19 protein-coding genes are annotated in these 20,702 nt (G+C 57.3%); 12 read left to right on the top strand and 7 right to left on the bottom strand.

Annotation, left to right across the window (positions count from 1 at the left end):
- Nucleotides 1–37: 37 nt before the first annotated feature.
- The 4 genes from ACXADZ_RS06900 to ACXADZ_RS06885 form a co-directional block, all read right to left on the bottom strand.
- Nucleotides 38–613, bottom strand: coding sequence for a DUF924 family protein (locus ACXADZ_RS06900; protein WP_171090649.1), 576 nt, complete (start codon nucleotides 611–613; stop codon nucleotides 38–40).
- Between the two features lie 109 nt (nucleotides 614–722).
- On the bottom strand, nucleotides 723–2,000 hold the full coding sequence (locus ACXADZ_RS06895) for an MFS transporter (RefSeq protein WP_475194121.1): 1,278 nt from the start codon (nucleotides 1,998–2,000) through the stop codon (nucleotides 723–725).
- 111 nt (nucleotides 2,001–2,111) lie between these two features.
- A complete protein-coding gene (gene queA, locus ACXADZ_RS06890; RefSeq protein WP_475198516.1) occupies nucleotides 2,112–3,158 on the bottom strand; it encodes a tRNA preQ1(34) S-adenosylmethionine ribosyltransferase-isomerase QueA in 1,047 nt (348 codons plus the stop codon).
- A gap of 42 nt (nucleotides 3,159–3,200) precedes the next feature.
- Complete coding sequence (locus ACXADZ_RS06885) at nucleotides 3,201–6,578, bottom strand: YhdP family protein (RefSeq protein WP_475194118.1); 3,378 nt, start codon at nucleotides 6,576–6,578, stop codon at nucleotides 3,201–3,203.
- Between the two features lie 68 nt (nucleotides 6,579–6,646).
- Here ACXADZ_RS06885 and ACXADZ_RS06880 point away from each other — a divergent pair, with 68 nt between their 5' ends.
- The 7 genes from ACXADZ_RS06880 to ACXADZ_RS06850 all read left to right on the top strand — a co-directional run bounded on the left by ACXADZ_RS06880 (nucleotide 6,647) and on the right by ACXADZ_RS06850 (nucleotide 12,684).
- On the top strand, nucleotides 6,647–7,108 hold the full coding sequence (locus ACXADZ_RS06880; protein ID WP_171090654.1) for a peroxiredoxin: 462 nt from the start codon (nucleotides 6,647–6,649) through the stop codon (nucleotides 7,106–7,108).
- A gap of 18 nt (nucleotides 7,109–7,126) precedes the next feature.
- Nucleotides 7,127–8,017 (top strand): ferritin-like domain-containing protein, encoded by an 891-nt coding sequence (locus ACXADZ_RS06875; RefSeq protein WP_475194112.1) that lies wholly within the window; start codon nucleotides 7,127–7,129, stop codon nucleotides 8,015–8,017.
- Nucleotides 8,018–8,191: 174 nt separating this feature from the next.
- Nucleotides 8,192–9,523: a DUF5930 domain-containing protein gene (locus tag ACXADZ_RS06870; protein ID WP_171185793.1), complete on the top strand. Its 1,332-nt coding sequence runs from the start codon at nucleotides 8,192–8,194 to the stop codon at nucleotides 9,521–9,523.
- Nucleotides 9,513–10,013: a bactofilin family protein gene (locus tag ACXADZ_RS06865; protein WP_171090660.1), complete on the top strand. Its 501-nt coding sequence runs from the start codon at nucleotides 9,513–9,515 to the stop codon at nucleotides 10,011–10,013. The genes ACXADZ_RS06870 and ACXADZ_RS06865 overlap by 11 nt, the downstream gene beginning before the upstream one ends.
- A 119-nt stretch (nucleotides 10,014–10,132) precedes the next feature.
- Nucleotides 10,133–10,942, top strand: a complete 810-nt coding sequence (locus tag ACXADZ_RS06860; protein ID WP_475194108.1) for a M90 family metallopeptidase — start codon at nucleotides 10,133–10,135, stop codon at nucleotides 10,940–10,942.
- A 112-nt stretch (nucleotides 10,943–11,054) separates the two neighbouring features.
- Nucleotides 11,055–11,744 carry an aquaporin Z gene (aqpZ, locus tag ACXADZ_RS06855; protein WP_475194105.1) on the top strand — a complete coding sequence of 230 codons (690 nt, stop codon included), beginning with the start codon at nucleotides 11,055–11,057 and terminating at the stop codon, nucleotides 11,742–11,744.
- Nucleotides 11,745–11,841: 97 nt separating this feature from the next.
- Nucleotides 11,842–12,684, top strand: coding sequence for an alpha/beta fold hydrolase (locus tag ACXADZ_RS06850; protein ID WP_475194102.1), 843 nt, complete (start codon nucleotides 11,842–11,844; stop codon nucleotides 12,682–12,684).
- Between the two features lie 47 nt (nucleotides 12,685–12,731).
- Here the strand turns inward: ACXADZ_RS06850 and ACXADZ_RS06845 are convergent, their stop codons facing one another.
- Nucleotides 12,732–13,289, bottom strand: coding sequence for a peptidylprolyl isomerase (locus ACXADZ_RS06845; protein WP_475194100.1), 558 nt, complete (start codon nucleotides 13,287–13,289; stop codon nucleotides 12,732–12,734).
- A complete protein-coding gene (locus ACXADZ_RS06840; RefSeq protein WP_171090671.1) occupies nucleotides 13,282–13,788 on the bottom strand; it encodes a peptidylprolyl isomerase in 507 nt (168 codons plus the stop codon). Before ACXADZ_RS06840 ends, ACXADZ_RS06845 begins: the two co-directional genes overlap by 8 nt.
- Before the next feature lie 133 nt (nucleotides 13,789–13,921).
- Between ACXADZ_RS06840 and ACXADZ_RS06835 the strand changes: the two genes are divergently transcribed.
- The 5 genes from ACXADZ_RS06835 to ACXADZ_RS06815 all read left to right on the top strand — a co-directional run bounded on the left by ACXADZ_RS06835 (nucleotide 13,922) and on the right by ACXADZ_RS06815 (nucleotide 19,440).
- Complete coding sequence (locus ACXADZ_RS06835) at nucleotides 13,922–15,112, top strand: phosphoglycerate kinase (protein ID WP_475194094.1); 1,191 nt, start codon at nucleotides 13,922–13,924, stop codon at nucleotides 15,110–15,112.
- Between the two features lie 163 nt (nucleotides 15,113–15,275).
- On the top strand, nucleotides 15,276–15,575 hold the full coding sequence (locus tag ACXADZ_RS06830) for an FtsB family cell division protein (RefSeq protein WP_171185806.1): 300 nt from the start codon (nucleotides 15,276–15,278) through the stop codon (nucleotides 15,573–15,575).
- A gap of 176 nt (nucleotides 15,576–15,751) precedes the next feature.
- Nucleotides 15,752–16,741: a pyruvate dehydrogenase (acetyl-transferring) E1 component subunit alpha gene (gene pdhA / locus ACXADZ_RS06825; RefSeq protein ID WP_171090677.1), complete on the top strand. Its 990-nt coding sequence runs from the start codon at nucleotides 15,752–15,754 to the stop codon at nucleotides 16,739–16,741.
- A gap of 15 nt (nucleotides 16,742–16,756) precedes the next feature.
- Nucleotides 16,757–18,127: a pyruvate dehydrogenase complex E1 component subunit beta gene (locus tag ACXADZ_RS06820; protein ID WP_171090679.1), complete on the top strand. Its 1,371-nt coding sequence runs from the start codon at nucleotides 16,757–16,759 to the stop codon at nucleotides 18,125–18,127.
- A gap of 14 nt (nucleotides 18,128–18,141) precedes the next feature.
- On the top strand, nucleotides 18,142–19,440 hold the full coding sequence (locus ACXADZ_RS06815; protein ID WP_475194086.1) for a pyruvate dehydrogenase complex dihydrolipoamide acetyltransferase: 1,299 nt from the start codon (nucleotides 18,142–18,144) through the stop codon (nucleotides 19,438–19,440).
- Between the two features lie 404 nt (nucleotides 19,441–19,844).
- On the opposite strand, the gene cysE is transcribed toward ACXADZ_RS06815, so the two are convergent.
- Nucleotides 19,845–20,654 carry a serine O-acetyltransferase gene (gene cysE, locus ACXADZ_RS06810; protein ID WP_171090686.1) on the bottom strand — a complete coding sequence of 270 codons (810 nt, stop codon included), beginning with the start codon at nucleotides 20,652–20,654 and terminating at the stop codon, nucleotides 19,845–19,847.
- Between the last annotated feature and the right edge of the window lie 48 nt (nucleotides 20,655–20,702).

The raw sequence follows: 20,702 nt of genomic DNA, 5'->3' as shown, positions 1-20,702 counted from the left end.
CAAAATTCTGCGCGGCCTGTCAACACGTCGGGCGTCGTCAAACGGTCGCTTGAAGCTCGCGCACGGTTGTGCCGTAACCACCCATGTCGACATATGCGACCTCGTGCGGCGTCGAGTTGCGCGACAGCGCTTCGTTTCGATACGGGAACCGGCCAAACTTACGGATCACTTCGCGATGCGCCCGCGCGTGCAGCAGATTGCTTGTGTCGCGGCTCAGGTTTTCGCAAATCAACCTCACACAGCGCTCCTGATCGCACAGGTTTTCTGAATGCATCAAGGGCAGGTAAAAGAACTGCCGCGCCGGTTCGTCGATCTTTTTGTCCCACCCTTTGTCGACCGCGCATTTCGCCGCCGCCAAAGCCGCCCGGTCTGTCGCGAAAGCCCGCGCCTGACCCCGGAACATGTTACGTGGAAATTGGTCCGTCAAAATAATGTAAGCCAGTGCGCCGCTGGGATATGTCAGCCAGAGCGAAAACTTGCCCTCTACCGCTGCCTCCCAAGTTGACAAGAAACGATCGCGGATTTCTGCATCCAGCGCCTCATCCTGTATGTACCAGCCTTTCGGACCAACTTTATCTAACCAAAAACTCAATACCTCTTCAGGCGTTGCCATTGCCTTAAACTCCGTCTTATGCCCGCAAAAGGGGCGTAAGGTCATTTAAGGCCGTTTTACAGAACTGTTACAGTAACATATTGCAACATATTCGACATAAATTCGTGTCTTAAGCGGTTTCCTGCGCGCTTTCTTCTGCTTCTGCTTCGGCTGCTTCGATCGCAACCTCCTGCGCAACTTCGAATGCGACTGGTGACGCAGTTGGATACAATGTCGACATTGTGCCGGTTTCGTCCACGGGAACCGAGGCGCGCTGCGTCATCCTGTATGCGGAATACACCGCAAGGAAGAACAGCAGCACAGCAATGATCAGGAAAAAGCCGGGCGGGCCGAACACGGCATCGTCCATCAGCCAACCGGTGATCAATGGACCTGCGACGGCACCTAAGCCGTTGATGAACACAAGGCCACCGGACGCTGCGGCCATATCTTCGTGTTCCAGAAAGTCGTTGGTATGTGCGATCAACAATGAATACAACGGGTTGGACATACCGCCGATCAAAAAAGCCGAGACCAAAAGGATCTCGAAAGTCACCCCGTAGAGCATTCCTGCGAGGGCCGCGACAGCCCCTACCGTTGCGACCAGAAAGATCAGAACACGCCGGTCCATTCGATCCGAAAACCACCCCAGCGGATATTGAAGCACAACCGCACCAACGTAGAAGGCAGCTACAAAGGTTGAGATTTCAACAAGGCTCAGCCCCGCCTGCGCCCCGTACACCGCGGACATACCGAACTGAGCAGAGAAAACCCCTCCCAAAAGGAACAAGCCGATACAGCCCAGCGGCGATTTTTGCATCAATTCGCGTAGGGTCATGGGCTTGGTGGTGTCAAAGGCCGGTGTTGGTGAAATGGACAGCAAAATTGGCGCAAAAGACACAGATACCAGGATCGAAGCGATGACAAAGGTCTCATATCCCGCCGGATCACCGACCAGGAACAGGGCTTGCGCACCAATGATCCCTGACATCTGAACAATCATATACAGGGACAATGCCTGCCCCCGGTTCTCGTTATTGGCCGCGTTGTTCAGCCAGCTTTCTGCGGTGACATACACGCCCGAGAAACAGAAGCCGATCACCACCCGCCCCAGAACCCAGGCGATTGGGTCCGTGAGCATCGGGTACATAATCATGACGGCCGAAATAAAAGACGCCAGCGCCGCAAAAACCCGTACATGACCCACGCGTCGGATCATTTCAGGTGCAAGACGAGAGCCACCGAGGAAACCGACAAAATAGGCTGACATCACAAATGACATCTGCAGCGTCGAGAACCCTTCGATTTCGCCCCGGACACCCAGAAGCGTGCCTTGAAGGCCGTTTCCGACCATCAGCAACCCCATGCCGAGCAGCAACGCCCATGCGCTGGAAAGAACCTGAATCATTGGGGTCTCCGACTGATGCCAACCTAAAGTGCGAGCTGTTCTGCGATCAAAGACCGCTTCTGTCGCGCTTGTCTACGACATTGAACTGTTTTGATGCTTCGCCTGCGCCCTTCACAGGATTAAAAGCGACGCGTCGCCGTAAGAAAAGAAACGGTATTTCTGCTCAATCGCATAATCATACACTTTAAGCATCCGGTCTTGCCCCATGAGCGCCGACACCAGCATCAACAGCGTTGATTTCGGCAGGTGGAAATTGGTCATCAGCGCGTCGGTGACGTGGAACTTGAAACCGGGATAGATGAATATATCGGTGTCCCCTTCCCAAGGTTGGATTGTTCCGGACCGCGCGGCGCTTTCGATCAACCTCAATGCCGTGGTGCCCACCGGGATTACACGCCCGCCTGCGTCTTTGGTCGCCTGAATCTCGGCTGCCGCCTCAGGGCTCACCTGCCCCCATTCTGCATGCATCTTGTGGGTGGTCACGTCTTCTACTTTGACGGGCAGGAACGTGCCCGCGCCGACGTGAAGGGTGACGTGCGTGAAACCAACACCTCGGTCTGCTAACGCTTTCATCAGCGCATCATCGAAATGCAACGAGGCGGTCGGGGCAGCAACCGCACCAGAATTTCGCGCCCAGATGGTCTGGTAATCGGTCTTGTCTTGTTCATCCGCGGGACGTTTGGCCGCGATATACGGTGGCAGGGGCATCACACCGGCCTGCTCTAACGCGGCATCAAAATCCTCTCCGCTCAGGTTGAACCTCAGATACGCCTGACCGTCCTCAACCTTGCACAGCGTTGCACTCAGATCGTCCGAGAAGACAATCTCTTCCCCAATCTTCACTTTTTTCAGCGGCTTGATCAGTGCCGACCATGTGCCATCGGCCTGAGGGTCCAGCAATGTGGCCTCAATCCCTGCCGAGACCGGGCCTTGTGCACTGTCCCGATGACGGCGACCGTTCAGCCGTGCCGGGATAACGCGCGTGTCATTCAGAACCAGCCGATCGCCTGGTTGCAGAAAATTCGGCAGGTCGAACACATGGCTGTCCGTCGTCACATCTCCCTGTGCCACCAGCAAACGCGCAGACGAGCGCGGACTGGCAGGTCGCGTGGCAATCAGGTCTTCGGGCAGATGGAAATCAAAATCGCTGAGTTTCATGCGCGCGCCATACATCCCCGAAAGGGATTCGGCCATATGCTCTCAGCGGTCGCTGGGACGCGAGCCAAAGGTGGGTTTCGGCTCGTCTGGTTTCAGGGGAAGCGCATTGGGGCCGTCTGACACCTTTGGGGCGGGCTGGCGCAGCAGGTCGCGCAGAAACAGCGGAGCAAGGCCAGACAAGGGGTTGACCGACACTTTCGGCGACGCGAGCGGTCCTTTGAGGGTATAGTTAAAACCAAACACCCCCTCTCCCTTGCGGGTAAAGACGCTGCCGACGGCATTCAGCAAATAGATCGGCGAAATGGCCCCGCGCAGGTTTAGCATCTCGTTCACTGTGTCTATGGTGCCATCGAAGGACAGGCCCATGGATGGTCCGACTGCACTGCCGCTGAGCACTTTGATCTCGGTGGGCGTGACCCTCATGCGGCTGTCTATGGCCGAGAAGAAGATGCCCTGTCCCGCCATCTCGTCCAGCAGGCCAACAAGGCTGATCGCGTTCAGCAACGCCGCCATGGCAGGAGCATCGGTGATGCGTGTGTTCACAATCCTCAGAATGACGTCGTAGTTGCCGGGCGCTGTGACCGGCTCAAGGTTCAGGTTCATATCTCCGCCACGTGCTTGGGTCAGCACCCCGGCAGAACGCAGCACGGCCCCCGCGTCTTTCGATGTCAGCGTCACAGCGCTGCGGTTTCCACGTGGGGTCACCTGCCCTGAAACCGCTGCCCCACCATTGACCTGCGCCGTAAATCCCCCGTTCACTCCCCCGGTTGTTTGAAATGAGCCCCGAAAACCCGTCAGCGCCACAGCTTCGGTGATTTGCAGGCGGTCCAGTGCAACGTCCAGCTTGGGACCAGCCCCGCCACCACCGCTGCTTTCGCCAAACGTCGCTTTTCCCATATCCAGCACACCGCCCAGCACGCGTATGTCCGGGACGGCATCGCCGCGTCCGATCATCACGGCGGGAACGGCCAACCAATTGCCAAGATCGAATGAGCTGAATTGGATGCGGTCAAAGTCTCCGTTGTCCCGAAAAGTGATGGAGGCACTGGTTCGCAGGCCAGCGCCCTCGATTTGCAAGCTGTCCACTTTTAGCTGTTTGCCCAAGGTCGCTTCGGCCGTAAGTGACCCTGAAGCGGACGCCGCTTTGCGCCAACCAAGTTCCGGGATCGCAAGTGCAACGCCCTGCAAGTCCGACGAAACGGACAATTTCGGTGGCTCGTCTGCGCCAAGCCCCAAGGAGATGTTCGCAATCCCGGACCCGGTCAGCATCCCCGGCGGAAGCCCCGCGCCGATTTCATCCATCAGGCGCGGCGACAATTCGATCTGGCCTGTCAATGTACTGCGCTGTGCGGTTTTTCCATCAATCGGTTGCCGCCAAAGCGCCTCAAGCGGGACATCTCCGAATTGTCCTTGCCCTTTGATCTGAACGCCGGACTGGTTGCCTGACAGATCCAGCAAAGCGGCGCTGACAGTAAATCCGGGTACCAGACGGTCGCTCAACAGGTTGGCCAGATGGCCGTCGAAGTGAAACTCGGTGTCCTGAAACTTGAGCCCCTTTTTCAGCGGCAACGATAACGTACCAGCCAAAGATGCTGTTCCGTCGGCAAGGTCGACCGGCAGCCCGGCCTTAGTCAACAATTCAAGAGGCGGACGATCCAACAGAGACAAGGCCGCCGTCACACTGCCTTTGGCTTGGATGCGCGCGATTGCAGGGGCTGATTTTTTGATATCGGTATCGGGTATGATGAAGGACGTGCCCGAGGCATCCACGGCACCACCTTCATCCGCAATCACCACCCCCTGCTGTGCGGTAACGGTAAAGCGCTGATTGAGCAGGCTTGCCTGACCCTGAGCGTTTTCGATTGGCGGCAGGGTTTTCACGAACTGGATTTTGGCCTTCTCGAATCCGAAATCCAAATACAGATCAGGTTTCGATCCGGGTTCAAGCCGAAGGGCAAAGTCCATATCCGACAGAACCCCTTCATACAGATTTTCAGTGACCCACTCACGCGGCTTGGGCGCCAAGCGCTCAGGCCAGTAACTGAGCACTTTGTCCGAGGTCATCTGATCCAGATGGGCATCCAGCTTGACCGCCCAGCCGTCAGGACGACCGCTCAGAACCCCAAAGGCGCGTATGACGTGGCCCGGGTCTTCGATGGTAACCTGCCCCAGTTGCAACTCGAACGGGTCCAAGACCATTTTGAAATCCACGCTGGCGCGCGACAGTTGGATTGGTTCGGGAAACAGATTGGCGGGATTCACGTTGATGCCGGACAAACGCATCTGCGCGGTAAGGCTGTCCAGTACGCCCTCTTCCACGCCCTGCAGAAATGCCGTGCCGTCCGCCTGTACTTTACCCCAGGCAGAAACCACCGAAACCTCGTTGAAGTTCAGCGCCTGGGATTTCGGATCATAAGTGAAATAGGTCCGGGCAAATTCGAACGGCACCGGACGTGTTTCGGGATTGGGTTGCACGGCCCCCGCACCAAGGTTGAGAGTTGCAAAACCTGTCCCGATAGCACCGCTTTCATCGATACTGCCCCGCAAAGCGCCCGAGATCGGGGCCCTCAGAACCTGCAACCACGCAAGCACGGGGCTCTGACCGGCGATGTCTTCTGCGGGCAGGTCCGAGACCGAGATGCCAAACTGCGCAGCTGGACTGCCAAGCGTACTGGTATAGTTGGCCTCGATCGCGCTGACGTAATCCCGCCCGGCCAGAACCGAGAACCCGGTGGCCAGTCGCACCTCATTATCGCTGCGGTTTGCCTGAATATGGCCGCCGTCCAATACCCAGGACCGGCCCTGCCGCAAATCCCGGTAGTCCAGCGTGATTGCGTCAAGTTCAACCGAAGTCAGTGCTGACAGGGCCGGAGACAGGAACACCTGATCAGACGCCTCGATCAACTCTGCCAGATTCGGTGCCTCTTGCACTGGTGCGCTGCCTGATCCGACGGTCAGGATCAAAGCCCCATCCGTGTCGCGGGTCAGCGCGATCTGCGCACCGCTCAGGATAATGCGTTTCGGGCGGACATGCCCACGCAGCAAAGGCCGCATTGCTAGGCTGGCGCGCATGTCCGAGACCTGTGCAATCTGTTGGCCCGCCGCGTCGCTGATGGACACATCGGTCAGGCGCAGCCGGGGCCGCCAGCCCTCATGGATGATAAAACTGACGTCACCAAACCGGATTTGCAGCCCGCCCAATGCCTGCTCCAGCCGCGTCTCGACCCTGTCCCTGAGCCAGGCGGGCGCGTGCATCCTTTGGCCCACAATCATGAACCCGGTGAACATCGCCAGCAGCACCAGCATGATCGCCCCGCGCATGGCCCAAATCCCGGCAGCGCGACGACGCGACCGGCGGCGTACCGGTTTGTTCGGTGCCTCCCCTTCGTCGTCCTCGCGTTGCTTCAATTTGCTATTCACGCCTTCCAACCCGCACGTGTCGCCCTATGATATCAGGCAGCCTTTAAAAACCTTTAGCGGAGTTTCCAATGCCCGATATTTCTGACATGGCCCCCGACTTCACTTTGCCGCGCGACGGCGGTGGCGAGGTGACGCTTTCGGCGTTGCGCGGTGGCACCGTGGTTTTGTTCTTCTATCCCCGTGATGATACGCCGGGCTGCACGAAGGAATCCATCGGTTTTTCAGAACAGCTTCAGGCCTTTGCGGATGCGGGTGCTCACGTTTTCGGCATCTCACGCGACAGCGTCGCAAAGCATGACAAGTTCGTGGCCAAGCATGGGCTGACGACACCGCTTCTGTCGGATGAAAATTCGACCGTTTGCGAGGACTATGGCGTCTGGGTGGAAAAGAACATGTATGGGCGCAAGTCGATGGGCATCGAACGTTCGACCTTTGTAATCGATGCTGAAGGTCGCATTGCCAAGGTCTGGCGCAAAGTCAAAGTGCCCGGCCATGTGGACGAGGTGCTTGAGGCGGTGAAGGCGCTGTAAGCCCCCCCTCGACCTGTCATGCCATCCGGTTTAAGACCCGCCTCGACACGACCGAGGCGGAGCGACCCCGTGACCAAGACACTGACACAGATGGCGACAGAGGTTCTGAAAACAGCGGACGGGCGGGCCAAGACCGCCCTGTCCAAAGCGCACGCCGCAGCATGGTTTGCTGCTCGCAAGGGCGAAACTGGCCCAATCGAGATTGGCACGGCAACACCCCCCTTGAACCCCGCCCGCCCGGACAGGCCCGAGCTTTTGTCGCCCCGCGAAGTGCCAAAGCGAAAACCGGGCACCGAGGCCGGGCGTATCGCGCTGTTGCACGCCGTGGCCCATATCGAATTGAACGCCGTCGATCTGCACTGGGACATCATTGCCAGGTTCGGTCACGTTTCCATGCCCATCGGGTTCTACGACGATTGGGTGAAATGCGCCGAAGAAGAATTGCGCCATTTCGAGATGGTTTGCGATTGCCTGGAAAGCATGGGCAGCCATTACGGCGCCCTGCCCGCCCATGCAGGCATGTGGCGCGCGGCGGAAGACACTGCCGAAGATCTGATGGGACGGCTGGCCGTTGTTCCCATGGTGCTTGAGGCCCGCGGTCTGGATGTCACCCCCGGCATGATCGAGATCTTTCGCAAGGCCAAGTTGGACCAAGCCATTGCGGCTCTTGAGGTGATCTATGCCGAAGAAGTCGGCCATGTTGCTTATGGCTCGAAATGGTTCCATTTCCTGTGCGGTCGCGAAAATGCCGACCCAAAGGATGTGTTTCACGCGCTGGTCCGACGCTATTTTCACGGCGTACTGAAACCACCCTTTAACGAGGAAAAGCGCGCTGAAGCTGGCTTGCCCCCCGATTTCTACTGGCCCCTAACCGAAGATCTGCCTGCACCCGGAGAAGTCACAAACTGACACTTCTTCGTTATTTTCGGCAAGTTCTCGCCGATCTCAGGGGGATTTTTGCGCCGTTTGACGCAGATTGGTCAACAAACTTGCCCGTTCACGACGAGCCGTTTATGCAATCGGCCCAAGGGACGGCTATTGCACCACGACCGGTCCCGATCTTGGGGATGAGAGGTAAGACGCGTGCGAACACGTCTGACGATAAAGTTACATTCGCTGCTCGAGCGGCATTTCCCGGAACGCCGGGTTTTTCTGAAATCTGACAAGGACACACGCTTTATCCGGCTTAGCTCGGAAACGCAGGTGATTGCGGTGGCTGGCGTTGCTGTCATGGTCGGCTGGACAGCGGTCGCAACGGCCATTCTGCTGATGGACAGCATCGGGTCTGGCAACTTCAGAGAACAAGCCAAACGCGATCAGGCGACCTATCAGGAACGCCTGAACATCCTGTCAGCAGAACGGGACGCCCGCGCGCAAGAGGCCCTTGCGGCCCAAGACCGATTTAATGCAGCGCTTGAGCAGATTTCCGCTATGCAGTCCGAGCTGCTGGCGTCGGAAAACCGCCGCCGCGAGCTTGAGACCGGCATCGAGGTTATCCAGACCACCCTGCGCAGCACCATGAAGCAACGGGAAGAGGCACGGACTGAACTTGCGACACTGAAACAGGAAACCAGTGACACCGACATGTATATGACGGCCTCTACCGCCCCAGTGCAGATGGCCTTCATGACGGATGCCTTGGCACGCACTGCCGAAGAACGCGACCAGATCGCTTCGGACGCGCAAGATGCATTGGTTCAGAGGGACGAACTGGAACTGGAAATCCGTCTGATGCAAGAGCGCAGCGACGCGATCTTCCGCCAGTTGGAAGACGCCATGGTGATCTCGGTCGAACCGCTGGACAAGATGTTCCGCCAGGCGGGGATGCCCACCGATCGTATCATCGAAGAGGTCCGGCGCGGATATAGCGGTATGGGCGGTCCGCTGACCCCTTTATCCCTTAGCACGCGTGGCGAGGAGGACGAGCTGTCTGCCGACGAGGCCCGCGCGAACATTTTGCTTCAACAGATGGATCAGTTGAACCTGTACCGGATTGCTGCGGAAAAGGCCCCCTTCGCCAGCCCGGTCAACAGTGCAGTGCGTTTCACCAGCGGATTTGGCACACGCCGCGACCCCAAAACCGGAGGTCGTCGGATGCATAACGGTGCGGATTTCGCAGGTGCGCACGGCACTGATATCTTTGCAACGGCAGACGGTGTGGTCACCCATGCAGGTTGGCAATCGGGTTTCGGACGGCTTGTGAAAATCAAGCACGCGTTTGGAATTGAGACACTTTACGCTCATAACACCAAGATCAACGTCAAGGTTGGTCAAAGGGTCTCGCGCGGGGATCATATTGCTGATATGGGTAGCACCGGACGGTCCACCGGCACGCATTTGCACTATGAGGTGCGCGTGAACGGAAAGCCCGTGAACCCAATGACTTACATCAAGGCTGCGAGAAATGTTTTCTAAAAGCAAAATCAACGAGCCCGCATCCAAGGCACCTGAGGCGGCCAAACCTGCCGCTCCGGCGACCCCAGCGGCCCCTGCTCCAACCGAGTCAAAACCTGCCACTGCGCCCAAGCCAAAGCCGCCTGCGTCGGTTCTGTCCTCGGATCTGCACATCACCGGCAACATCAAGACCTCCGGTGACATTCAGGTAGAAGGCACTGTCGAAGGCGACATCCGCGCTCATCTTCTGACCATTGGTGAATCTGCAACCATCAAAGGTGAAGTCACCGCCGATGACGTCGTGATCAACGGCCGCATCGTTGGCCGGGTACGTGGCCTGAAGGTGCGCCTGACCTCGACGGCACGTGTCGAAGGCGACATCATCCACAAGACAATCGCCATCGAAAGCGGTGCGCATTTCGAAGGTTCGGTGCAGCGTCAGGACGATCCGCTGAACCCTGGCCGCAGCGCCAAGGGGGGATCGAACCCGGCGGCTGACGTCAAACAATAATTCGACCTTTCAGGTCTGACCCGAGACGCCGCAGAAACACCTGCGGCGTCTTTTTTTATAACAACTGCTTGCCTGTGAAACTGGTTTTGATCCCGCTGACATCGCGTTAGGGTCGGGCCATGTTGGTTTTTTTGATACTTGTCGCCCTGATCGCTGGTGGTGTGGCGTATTACTTTTGGTCAAAGCAACAGGCCCGCCAGGCCCTGCTGGCCGCGCCGCTGAGCGATCAGCAACGACGGCTTATCGACGCTCAGGTCCCGATCCTGCAGAAGGTGCCGCAAGACCTGCGCGCAAAGCTGGAAGGCAAAATCAACCTGTTTCTCGATCAGGTCGAGTTCATAGGCTGCGACGGTCTGGATGTCACAGAAGACATGCAGATGTCCATCGCCGCGCAAGCCTGTCTGTTGGTTGTGAATACTGAGCTTTGGTATGACAACCTCACTACCATCCTGATCTATCCCAGTGCTTTCAAATCCAGACAGAGCCGACACAGCGGTTATGTCGTCACAGAGAAAGAAATCGTGCGAACTGGCGAAAGCTGGAATCGCGGCCCGGTGATCCTGTCCTGGGCGCACAGCCAACGTGGTGCGATGAACGATCATGACGGGCAAAATGTTGTCTTTCACGAATTCGCACATCAGATCGACGATCTGACAGGGTCGGCCAATGGTGTGCCCGTTCTCAGCGTCAACCAGAGTTTTTCCGAGTGGGAGGCCGCGTTTCTGACGGCTTATGACGCCCATGTACAGGCCGTTGAAATGGGACGCCCAACTGTAATTGACCCCTACGGCGCGGAAGGGCACGAAGAGTTTTTTGCCGTTTCAGTTGAAGTGTTCTTTGAGCGGCCAAAAGCTCTGCGCAACTCTGACCCAGAGGTCTACAAACAACTGTCGAAACTTTTTCACCTGGATCCTGCACAGTGGCATTAGTCAGTTGTCGCCTGGGGTGAGAGGGCATCCGGGAAATTCCCCGTTCGCCTCAATTTAACAAAAGTTAATTTTTGAATTACAGTTAACCTCATCGCATTGTGGAGGAAATTTCATGTCGTCAAAATTACTTGCCGAGTTCTTCGGTACCTTTTGGCTGGTTCTCGGAGGCTGCGGCAGTGCCGTATTGGCCGCAGGTGTTGCAGATGTCGGCATCGGATGGCTTGGAGTGTCCTTCGCCTTCGGCCTGACAGTTCTGACAATGGCCTACACGGTTGGTCCGATCTCTGGCGGTCACTTCAACCCGGCGGTCAGCTTGGGGCTGATGATTGGAGGAAGGTTTCCAGCCAAGGATCTGCTGCCCTATTGGGTCGCTCAGGTTATCGGAGCAATTGCAGCCGCCATTGTGTTGTACCTGATCGTTAGCGGAGCACCCGGTTTCGAAGGGGTCGGAGGGTTCGCATCAAACGGATACGGAAACGCGTCCCCGCAAGGCTATTCAATGATGTCGGTTCTGGTGATCGAAATTGTGATGACGGCCTTTTTCATCTTCATCATTCTGGGCGCAACTTCAGATAAGGCACCGGCTGGTTTCGCACCGATTGCCATTGGCCTGGCACTGACACTGATCCATCTGGTGTCAATTCCGGTCAGCAATACATCGGTCAATCCCGCCCGGTCCACCGGAGTCGCCCTGTTCGCAGACGGCCCCGCGCTGGCACAGCTTTGGATGTTCTGGGTGGCACCCCTGATCGGCGGCGCGGTCGGTGCGTTGATCTGGAAAGTGACTTCATCTGAAGACTAACGTGAACTGACTCGGTTTTTTCCCTGTCAGTAAAAAACAAGCGTATCCTTCCGTAACGCCCGGCTGAACCAAGGCTCGGGATCAACGGGAGGATACTATGAAGATTACAGCGACTACATTTGCACTGGGATGCCTGGCCACCGCCAGTTGGGCTGACGACCCGTGGCTGAGCATCCCAGCAGCCCCAGAGATGCCCCCAGCCAACATGTCCGGCACCGCTGAAATCAATGGGATCAATATGTACTACGCCACCTATGGAGACGGAGAGGGTACACCGATATTAATGATCCATGGTGGTTTGGCGCATGGTGACATCTGGGCAGCACAGGTTGCCGATCTTGCCGCAGATCACACCGTGATCGTTGCCGACACTCGCGGGCACGGGCGATCAACCAATGATGGCAGCACCTATTCCTACGGATTGCTGTCGCAGGATTATCTGGCTCTGTTGGACTATCTGAAGATCGATCAAGTGCATCTGGTTGGCTGGTCCGACGGGGCCAACATCGGCTATTCGATTTCGAGCACCAACCCGGAACGGCTGGCCAGTCATTTCGCCCATGCAGGCAACGTGACACTGGATGGTATCGATCCGTCAGTGGAAACCAACGAAGTGTTTGGTGCCTATGTCGGCATGATGGCCGAAGATTATGCATCCATGTCCCCCACGCCAGATGGGTTCGAAGCATTCCTGGGCGGGGTAGCTGCCATGTGGAGCACCGAAAAACCCGGTGGTTTGGAGGCGCTTTCGTCGATCACTTTCCCGACGCTGGTCGTTCAAAGCGCGCATGACGAAGCTATTCTAATGGCACATTCGCAGGCAATTTCCGAGGCTATTCCGGGGGCAGACTTGCTTGTTCTGGAAGATGTCAGTCACTTTGCTTCATTTCAGAAGCCGGATGCCTATACGCAAGCTATCCGCGACTTTATCGATCAATAAACCATAGAAAAAACCCGGCGCTTTGGGCCGCGCCGGGCTTTCACTGCTTATTCGGTGACGGTGACTTTTTTCATCACGTCGGGCTGGCCCGTGACTGCTCCGGTCTGAGAATGCCCGCGTTTGATCGCATCCACCACGTCCATACCATCGGTCACCTGACCGACCACAGTGTACTGCCCGTCCAGGAACGGGCCGGGTTCGAACATGATGAAAAACTGCGAATTGGCCGAATCCGGATCGTTCGAACGCGCCATGCCAACCACGCCCCGGTCAAAGGTGACCTCGGAAAACTCGGCTGGCAAATCGGGTCGGTCTGATCCGCCGCGTCCAGCGTAACGCATGTCAAACCCGGCCGCGCCGGAATTGCCGTATTGCACATCTCCGGTTTGTGCCATGAAGCCGTCAATCACGCGGTGAAACACGACACCATCATACTGACCGTCGGTGGCCAGCGCAGTGATCTGTTCCACATGCTTGGGAGCGACGTCCTCGAACAAGTCGATCGAGATAGTGCCATTGGCCCCTTCCCCTTCAACCTCAATCTGCAGACCGCTGGCCAGTGCCGGGCTGGTCACCAGTGCAAAAACCGCAGCCAGCTTATACATCGGCGGCCACTTTGACGCTGATCATGCGATCCGGGTTCGCTGGCGGCTCGCCCCGAACGATGGCATCCACATGCTCCATGCCATCGATCACACGGCCATAAACGGTATATTGACCGTTCAGGAAGTGGTTGTCCTTGAAGTTGATGAAGAACTGAGAGTTGGCCGAATCCGGGTTTTGCGACCGTGCCGCGCCCAGCGTGCCGCGATCATGGGGCAGTTTCGAGAACTCGGCCGGAACGTTCGGAAGCGACGACCCACCGGTGCCCGCCATGCGCAGGTTGAAGCCGTCTTCCATATCGCCGTGCTGAACGTCGCCGGTTTGCGCCATGAAACCGTCGATCACACGGTGAAAGGCTACGTTGTCATATTCTCCACCACGGGCCAGTTCCTTCATCCGCGCGCTGTGCTGGGGGGCCACGTCGGGCAACAGCTCGATGACGACGTTGCCGCCTTTCAGCTCGATGATGATTGTGTTTTCGGGATCTTTGATCTCGGCCATGTGGCCCTCCTGTCGTTTGTCTTGCGCAAATACCTATGCGCCAAGCGCGTGAATGCCAAGTGACGCATTGACCTGAGGGCAAAATGCAGGAAAAGAACCGCCTAAATCGGTTGCCACTGGGAAGGATTGCACGATGGGCTGGAAAACACTGGACGATATGGATCTGAACGGCAAACGCGTGCTGGTGCGCGTGGACATCAATGTCCCTGTCGTTGACGGTGTTGTGACCGACGCCACCCGTATCCAGCGGATCGCACCGACAGTACGCGATATTCTGGCCGCCGGTGGTAAGCCGATCCTACTGGCCCATTTCGGTCGCCCAGGTGGCGAGCGACGCGAAAACTTGTCACTCAAGCAATTGGTGCCGACACTGGAAAGCACTTTTGGCGCCCCTGTCCTGTTTGCAGCCGATTGCGTGGGCACCGAGGCTGAACTGGCCGCCGATGCGCTGCAACCGGGTCAGGTATTGCTGCTGGAAAACACGCGCTTTCACGCAGCCGAGACCAAGAACGACGCTGATCTGGCCGCAGGCATGGCCAAGCTGGGGGACGTTTATTGCAACGATGCGTTTTCAGCCACGCACCGCGCCCACAGTTCGACCGAGGCTTTGGCGCGCCTTCTGCCCGCATGTGCAGGTCGCCTAATGCAAGCCGAATTGCAAGCGCTGGAAGGCGCACTGGGTGCCCCTAAACGGCCCGTAACTGCTGTTGTAGGCGGTGCAAAAGTATCCACCAAACTGGAGTTGTTGGGCAATCTGATCGACAAGGTGGACTATCTTGTCATTGGCGGTGGCATGGCCAATACCTTTCTGGTCGCAAAAGGTCTGAACGTCGGCAAATCGCTGGCTGAGCGGAACATGAAGGATACCGCTGCGGAAATCCTGACCAAAGCCGAAAGCTCGGGTTGCACCATTGTTCTGCCCACGGATATTGTGGTTGCAGACAAATTCGAAGCCCATGCTCCGCATCAAGTCTTGCCCGCAGATCAATGCCCCGAAGACAGCATGATCCTGGATGCAGGTCCTGAAAGCGTCGCCGCGATCACCGAGATCTTTACAAAAAGCAAAACGCTGATCTGGAACGGCCCGCTTGGCGCGTTCGAATTGGAACCCTTTGATGCAGCGACCAATGCGGCCGCATTGAAAGCGGCGGCTTTGACCCGTTCGGGCCAGTTGGTCTCAGTTGCCGGTGGCGGCGATACCGTTGCCGCATTGAACGCATCGGGCGCGGCGCATGATTTCTCGTACATCTCCACTGCGGGCGGCGCGTTCTTGGAATGGATGGAGGGTAAGACCCTGCCCGGTGTAGCCGCATTGGAACAGTAGTCCTGTCGCGGCGCGCTTTCGCTTACCTTGCGAGACATTCTGACTCATCCCCTGATTTTTGGGAATCAGGGGATTCACAAGCCGAATCACCTGTGACATAGTGCTGACAGAGGTTCGAAAAGGACCCGTTATTGAGGCAAGTTTTCATACGGCGGTAAACAGAGTGTCCCGTTCCCATCGGCCCGGTTTGGGCGCAGTTGCTTTCTTCTCGGTGGCTTTCATGCTGGGTGTCTATTTCACCTTTGCCGCCGTACAAGGAGATTATGGCCTGTTCCGGCGGGTCGAGATTGCAGCGGAACGGGACGCTCTGTCGCGCGATTTGGCGAAGCTGAATACCGAGATCGCCGAGATGGAGAACCTGACGCTACGGTTGTCTGACACGTATCTTGACCTGGACCTTCTGGACCAGCAGGCACGCTCGGTTCTGGGTATGATCCGCGCGGACGAGATCGTCATCCGATAAGCAGACTTGGGTTTTTCGTCGAAAAGCCCTTCTCTTGCAACAATTCATTTTGCTTTGATAAGCGCGGCTTAGCGTAAACCGACGCTGCGTCACATTAACACTCGCCAGATCGCCCGAAATGCTTTAGAAGATAGTTTAACGCTAAACTATCTGTCCGAAAGGGGGAGATCGCCACAATGGCTGCGCGAAAAACCACAAAGAAACCAAATGTTTCTGCGGAAGAGCTCAAAACCTACTACCGCGAGATGCTGCTGATCCGCCGATTCGAGGAAAAGGCCGGTCAACTTTACGGTATGGGTCTGATTGGCGGCTTCTGCCACCTTTACATCGGACAGGAAGCGGTTGTTGTCGGCCTCGAAGCCGCCGCACAGGAAGGTGACAAACGCATCACCTCGTATCGCGATCACGGCCATATGCTGGCCTGCGGTATGGATCCGGGCGGCGTTATGGCCGAACTGACCGGGCGCGAAGGCGGCCTTTCCAAAGGCAAGGGCGGCTCGATGCACATGTTCTCGAAAGAGAAGCATTTCTATGGCGGTCACGGCATCGTTGGTGCACAGGTTCCGCTGGGCGCAGGTCTGGCCTTTGCTGACAAATATAAAGAGAACGGTGGCGTGACATTCACCTATTTCGGTGATGGCGCGGCCAACCAAGGTCAGGTCTATGAGACGTTCAACATGGCTGCTCTCTGGGATCTGCCAGTGGTCTTTGTGATCGAAAACAACCAATACGCTATGGGTACAGCGCAGGCGCGATCAACATCGTCGCCAGACATCTACGTGCGCGGCGAGGCGTTTGGCATTCCCGGCGAGATCGTCAACGGAATGGATGTGTTGGCGGTTAAGGCCGCAGGTGAGAAAGCCGTGGCCCACTGCCGTGCGGGCAAAGGCCCTTACATCCTTGAGGTTAAAACCTACCGGTATCGCGGCCACTCGATGTCTGACCCGGCCAAGTACCGCACCCGCGAAGAGGTTCAGAAGGTTCGCGAACAAAGCGATCCGATCGAACATGTGCGCGAGCTGCTGTTGACTGGCAAACACGCGACCGAGGATGATCTGAAGGCGATCGATAAAGAGATCAAAGAGGTCGTCAATCAAGCCGCCGAATTCTCGAAAGAAAGCCCCGAGCCTTCCGTCGAAGAGCTCTGGACTGACATTTACGCCTGAGAGGACGAATAAGACATGGCAACCGAAATTCTCATGCCCGCCCTTTCGCCCACAATGGAAGAGGGCACACTAGCCAAATGGCTGGTCAAGGAAGGCGACACTGTAAGCTCTGGCGATATCATGGCCGAGATCGAAACCGACAAGGCGACGATGGAATTTGAAGCCGTTGATGAAGGCATCATTGGCAAGATCCTGATCGCTGAAGGTACCGAAGGGGTCAAGGTGAACACCCCTATCGCGGTTCTGGTGGAAGAAGGCGAAGACGCCTCTGCCCTGCCAGCGGCTGCTCCTGCAGCCGCAGCGGTGACCGAGGCCGCCCCTGCGGCGGTTGAGGCCCCCGCTTCTGCCGCTGCCCCCGCTGCTCCGGTCGTTGACCTGTCGCCCGATTGGCCCGCAGATGCAGAGATGAAGTCCGAAACCGTCCGTGAAGCGCTGCGTGACGCGATGGCCGAGGAAATGCGTGGTGACGAAGACGTCTACCTGATGGGTGAAGAAGTCGCCGAATATCAGGGCGCGTATAAAATCAGCCAAGGTCTGCTGGACGAGTTTGGCCCCAAGCGCGTTATCGATACGCCGATCACCGAGCACGGTTTTGCAGGCATCGCCGTTGGTTCAGCCTTTGGAGGTCTGAAACCGATTGTCGAGTTCATGACCTTCAACTTCGCCATGCAGGCGATTGACCAGATCATCAACTCTGCTGCCAAGACGCTTTACATGTCAGGCGGTCAGATGGGCTGCCCCATCGTGTTCCGCGGTCCTAACGGTGCCGCCGCCCGAGTGGCTGCGCAGCACTCTCAGGACTATGCAGCGTGGTACATGCAGATACCCGGCCTGAAGGTGGTGATGCCCTACTCGGCAGCCGATGCTAAAGGTCTGCTGAAATCGGCGATCCGCGACCCCAACCCGGTTGTCTTCCTGGAAAACGAAATCCTCTACGGGCGTTCTTTCGACGTGCCGCAGGTGGATGACCTGACCATCCCGCTGGGCAAGGCGCGTATTTGGCGTGAAGGTTCGGATGTGACCATCGTTAGCTTCGGCATTGGCATGCAATACGCACTCGAAGCCGCCGACAAACTGGCGGAAGAAGGCATCAGTGCCGAAGTTATCGACCTGCGCACAATCCGCCCGATGGACACTGGCGCAATCATCAACTCGGTGATGAAGACGAACCGTCTGGTGACTGTGGAAGAAGGTTGGCCGCAAGGTTCGGTCGGCAGCTACATCAGTTCGGTCGTGATGCAGGAAGCGTTTGACTATCTCGACGCCCCGGTCATCAACTGCACCGGCAAAGATGTACCGATGCCCTACGCCGCGAACCTCGAAAAGCTGGCCCTGATCACCACCGATGAGGTGATCGCCGCCGTCAAACAAGTGACCTACCGGTAAGGAGCGACAGACAGATGCCCACCGAAATTCTGATGCCCGCCCTTTCACCCACCATGGAGGAAGGCACGCTTGCCAAATGGCTGGTCAAGGAAGGCGACACCGTTTCCTCTGGCGACCTGCTGGCCGAGATCGAAACCGACAAGGCCACGATGGAGTTCGAAGCCGTTGATGAAGGCACCATCGGTAAGATCCTGATCGCCGAGGGAACCGAAGGCGTTAAGGTCAACACCGCCATTGCTGTTCTGCTGGAAGACGGCGAAAGCGCAGATGACATTGGTGCGACGCCTGCCGCCGCGCCTGCGGCTGCGCCCGCAGCAGAAACTGCAGCGCCAGCGGCGTCCGAGACGCCAGCCTCTGCCCCTGCCCCGGCTGCTCCGGTCAAGGCTGATGGCGGTCGTGTTTTCGCCTCACCACTGGCCCGTCGCATTGCGGCGCAAAAAGGTCTTGATCTATCGCAGATCGCCGGCTCTGGCCCGCATGGTCGCATCGTCAAGGCGGATGTGGAAAGCGCCACAGCCGCACCGGCTGCAGCTGCTCCAGCGCCTGCTACCGCTGCTCCATCTGCGCCTGCGGCACCAACCGGGCCGTCGGCAGACATGGTCGCTCGGATGTATGAAGGGCGCGAGTACGAGGAAATCCAGCTGGACGGTATGCGCAAAACCATCGCCGCGCGCCTGTCCGAAGCCAAACAGACCATCCCGCATTTCTATCTGCGTCGTGACATCAAGCTGGACGCGTTGCTCAAGTTCCGCAGCCAGTTGAACAAGCAGTTGGAAGGCCGTGGCGTCAAGCTGAGCGTCAACGATTTCATCATCAAAGCTGTCGCAAACGCACTGCAACAGGTTCCGGCCTGTAACGCAGTCTGGGCGGGTGACCGCGTGCTGCAACTGAAGCCTTCGGACGTCGCCGTTGCTGTTGCGATTGAGGGCGGCCTGTTCACCCCGGTTCTGCAAGATGCTGACATGAAGTCCTTGTCCGCCCTGTCGACCGAGATGAAAGACCTTGCAGCCCGCGCCCGCGAACGCAAGCTGGCACCGCATGAGTATCAGGGCGGCACCTTTGCCGTCTCAAATCTGGGTATGTTTGGCATCGACAACTTCGATGCAATCGTAAACCCGCCACATGCCGGAATTCTGGCTGTAGGGACCGGTGTGAAAAAGCCTGTTGTCGGAGATGATGGCGAACTGACCGTGGCAACCGTGATGTCTGTCACAATGTCCGTGGATCACCGCGTCATCGACGGGGCGCTAGGGGCAGAACTGCTCAAGGCCATTGTCGACAATCTGGAAAATCCGATGGTCATGCTGGCCTGAGGCACTCGAACACCCCCCGCCCAAGCTTTTGTTGGGCGGGGGTCATCTTATCATTTGGCGCTGAATTGAACCCGTGTGATTGGCGTATCAATTGCCTAAAGCGCATTGACCTCCCACCTTCTTCTACAAGATTAAGTCAGAAGGAGAGTGCTCTGTGGTCCGCAAGAACCTAGTACAAAGCCTGGTAGTTTTGGTCCTTTTGACTGGGACGACACCAAGCGAGGTCTCTGCGAAACCGAACAGTTATCCAGGCGAGCACTCGAAATTCAAAAACAACGACCCCGAGGCGATTGCCGAACACAAAGCTGAACAAAAACGGCGCAAAGAACTGCGTCAGCAGAGACGAGAGGAACGCAAGCGCAAGCGGTTGGAGAAACGCACCAACCGCTTGAAGTGATTTTTACCTACTGGTCTTTGCCCAGCATGTGGTCCATCGAGATCGCAGGCTGATCGCATCCCGCCTCGCCCACGATCTTCGCGGGAATACCAGCAACGGTTTTGCAAGCCGGTACAGGTTGCAGAACCACCGAACCCGCAGCGATACGGCTGCAATGGCCAACTTCGATGTTGCCCAGAACCTTCGCTCCGGCCCCAATCAGAACCCCGTTGCCGATCTTGGGGTGGCGCTGTTCCTCTTCCTTGCCGGTTCCGCCCAGCGTTACCGAATGCAACATTGAAACATTATCGCCCACAACAGCGGTTTCACCAATGACAATGGAATGAGCGTGGTCGATCATGATACCCTTGCCGATCTTTGCAGCCGGATGAATATCTATCCCGAAAATCTCAGACGAGCGCATCTGGAAGAAATAGGCCAGATCGTAGCGACCCTTTTTCCACAACCAATGCGCAACCCGATAGGCCTGCATCGCCTGATACCCTTTGAAGTAAAGGATCGGCTGCAACAGGCGGTGACATGCGGGGTCACGCTCGTAAACGGCCATCAGATCAGCCCGCGCCGCTTCGATCAGATGTGGATCATCGGCATATGCTTCGTCCACAATCTCTCGCAAGACCATCATCGACATCTCGTTCGAGCACAGCTTGGCCGAAATCCGATAGGAAAGCGCGCGTTCAAGGCTGCGGTGATGCAGGATACAGGCGTGCACAAGACCACCCATGAGTGGTTCTTTTTCTACGGCCGCGTGGGCCTCGGATGTGATGCGGGTCCAAACCGGATCAACCGGCGTTACATGACTGCGCTTTTCAAACATGGCTTTTCATCCTTTGCTGCGCCTAGAATGCCATTTAGTGGTAAAAAG

Source organism: Ruegeria sp. ABM4_193, assembly GCF_056158705.1.
This window is presented reverse-complemented; position numbering and strand designations above follow the sequence as displayed.

What these genes read in the sequence shown, in the direction of transcription:
- ACXADZ_RS06875 (WP_475194112.1), top strand. Translation starts at nt 7,127, where the DNA reads ATGCCATCCGGTTTAAGACCCGCCTCGACACGACCGAGGCGGAGCGAC.
- ACXADZ_RS06900 (WP_171090649.1), bottom strand. Translation starts at nt 613, where the DNA reads ATGGCAACGCCTGAAGAGGTATTGAGTTTTTGGTTAGATAAAGTTGGT.
- ACXADZ_RS06880 (WP_171090654.1), top strand. Translation starts at nt 6,647, where the DNA reads ATGCCCGATATTTCTGACATGGCCCCCGACTTCACTTTGCCGCGCGAC.
- queA (WP_475198516.1), bottom strand. Translation starts at nt 3,158, where the DNA reads ATGAAACTCAGCGATTTTGATTTCCATCTGCCCGAAGACCTGATTGCC.
- ACXADZ_RS06840 (WP_171090671.1), bottom strand. Translation starts at nt 13,788, where the DNA reads ATGGCCGAGATCAAAGATCCCGAAAACACAATCATCATCGAGCTGAAA.
- ACXADZ_RS06815 (WP_475194086.1), top strand. Translation starts at nt 18,142, where the DNA reads ATGCCCACCGAAATTCTGATGCCCGCCCTTTCACCCACCATGGAGGAA.
- ACXADZ_RS06835 (WP_475194094.1), top strand. Translation starts at nt 13,922, where the DNA reads ATGGGCTGGAAAACACTGGACGATATGGATCTGAACGGCAAACGCGTG.
- pdhA (WP_171090677.1), top strand. Translation starts at nt 15,752, where the DNA reads ATGGCTGCGCGAAAAACCACAAAGAAACCAAATGTTTCTGCGGAAGAG.
- ACXADZ_RS06845 (WP_475194100.1), bottom strand. Translation starts at nt 13,289, where the DNA reads ATGTATAAGCTGGCTGCGGTTTTTGCACTGGTGACCAGCCCGGCACTG.
- ACXADZ_RS06895 (WP_475194121.1), bottom strand. Translation starts at nt 2,000, where the DNA reads ATGATTCAGGTTCTTTCCAGCGCATGGGCGTTGCTGCTCGGCATGGGG.
- aqpZ (WP_475194105.1), top strand. Translation starts at nt 11,055, where the DNA reads ATGTCGTCAAAATTACTTGCCGAGTTCTTCGGTACCTTTTGGCTGGTT.
- cysE (WP_171090686.1), bottom strand. Translation starts at nt 20,654, where the DNA reads ATGTTTGAAAAGCGCAGTCATGTAACGCCGGTTGATCCGGTTTGGACC.
- ACXADZ_RS06865 (WP_171090660.1), top strand. Translation starts at nt 9,513, where the DNA reads ATGTTTTCTAAAAGCAAAATCAACGAGCCCGCATCCAAGGCACCTGAG.
- ACXADZ_RS06850 (WP_475194102.1), top strand. Translation starts at nt 11,842, where the DNA reads ATGAAGATTACAGCGACTACATTTGCACTGGGATGCCTGGCCACCGCC.
- ACXADZ_RS06820 (WP_171090679.1), top strand. Translation starts at nt 16,757, where the DNA reads ATGGCAACCGAAATTCTCATGCCCGCCCTTTCGCCCACAATGGAAGAG.
- ACXADZ_RS06860 (WP_475194108.1), top strand. Translation starts at nt 10,133, where the DNA reads ATGTTGGTTTTTTTGATACTTGTCGCCCTGATCGCTGGTGGTGTGGCG.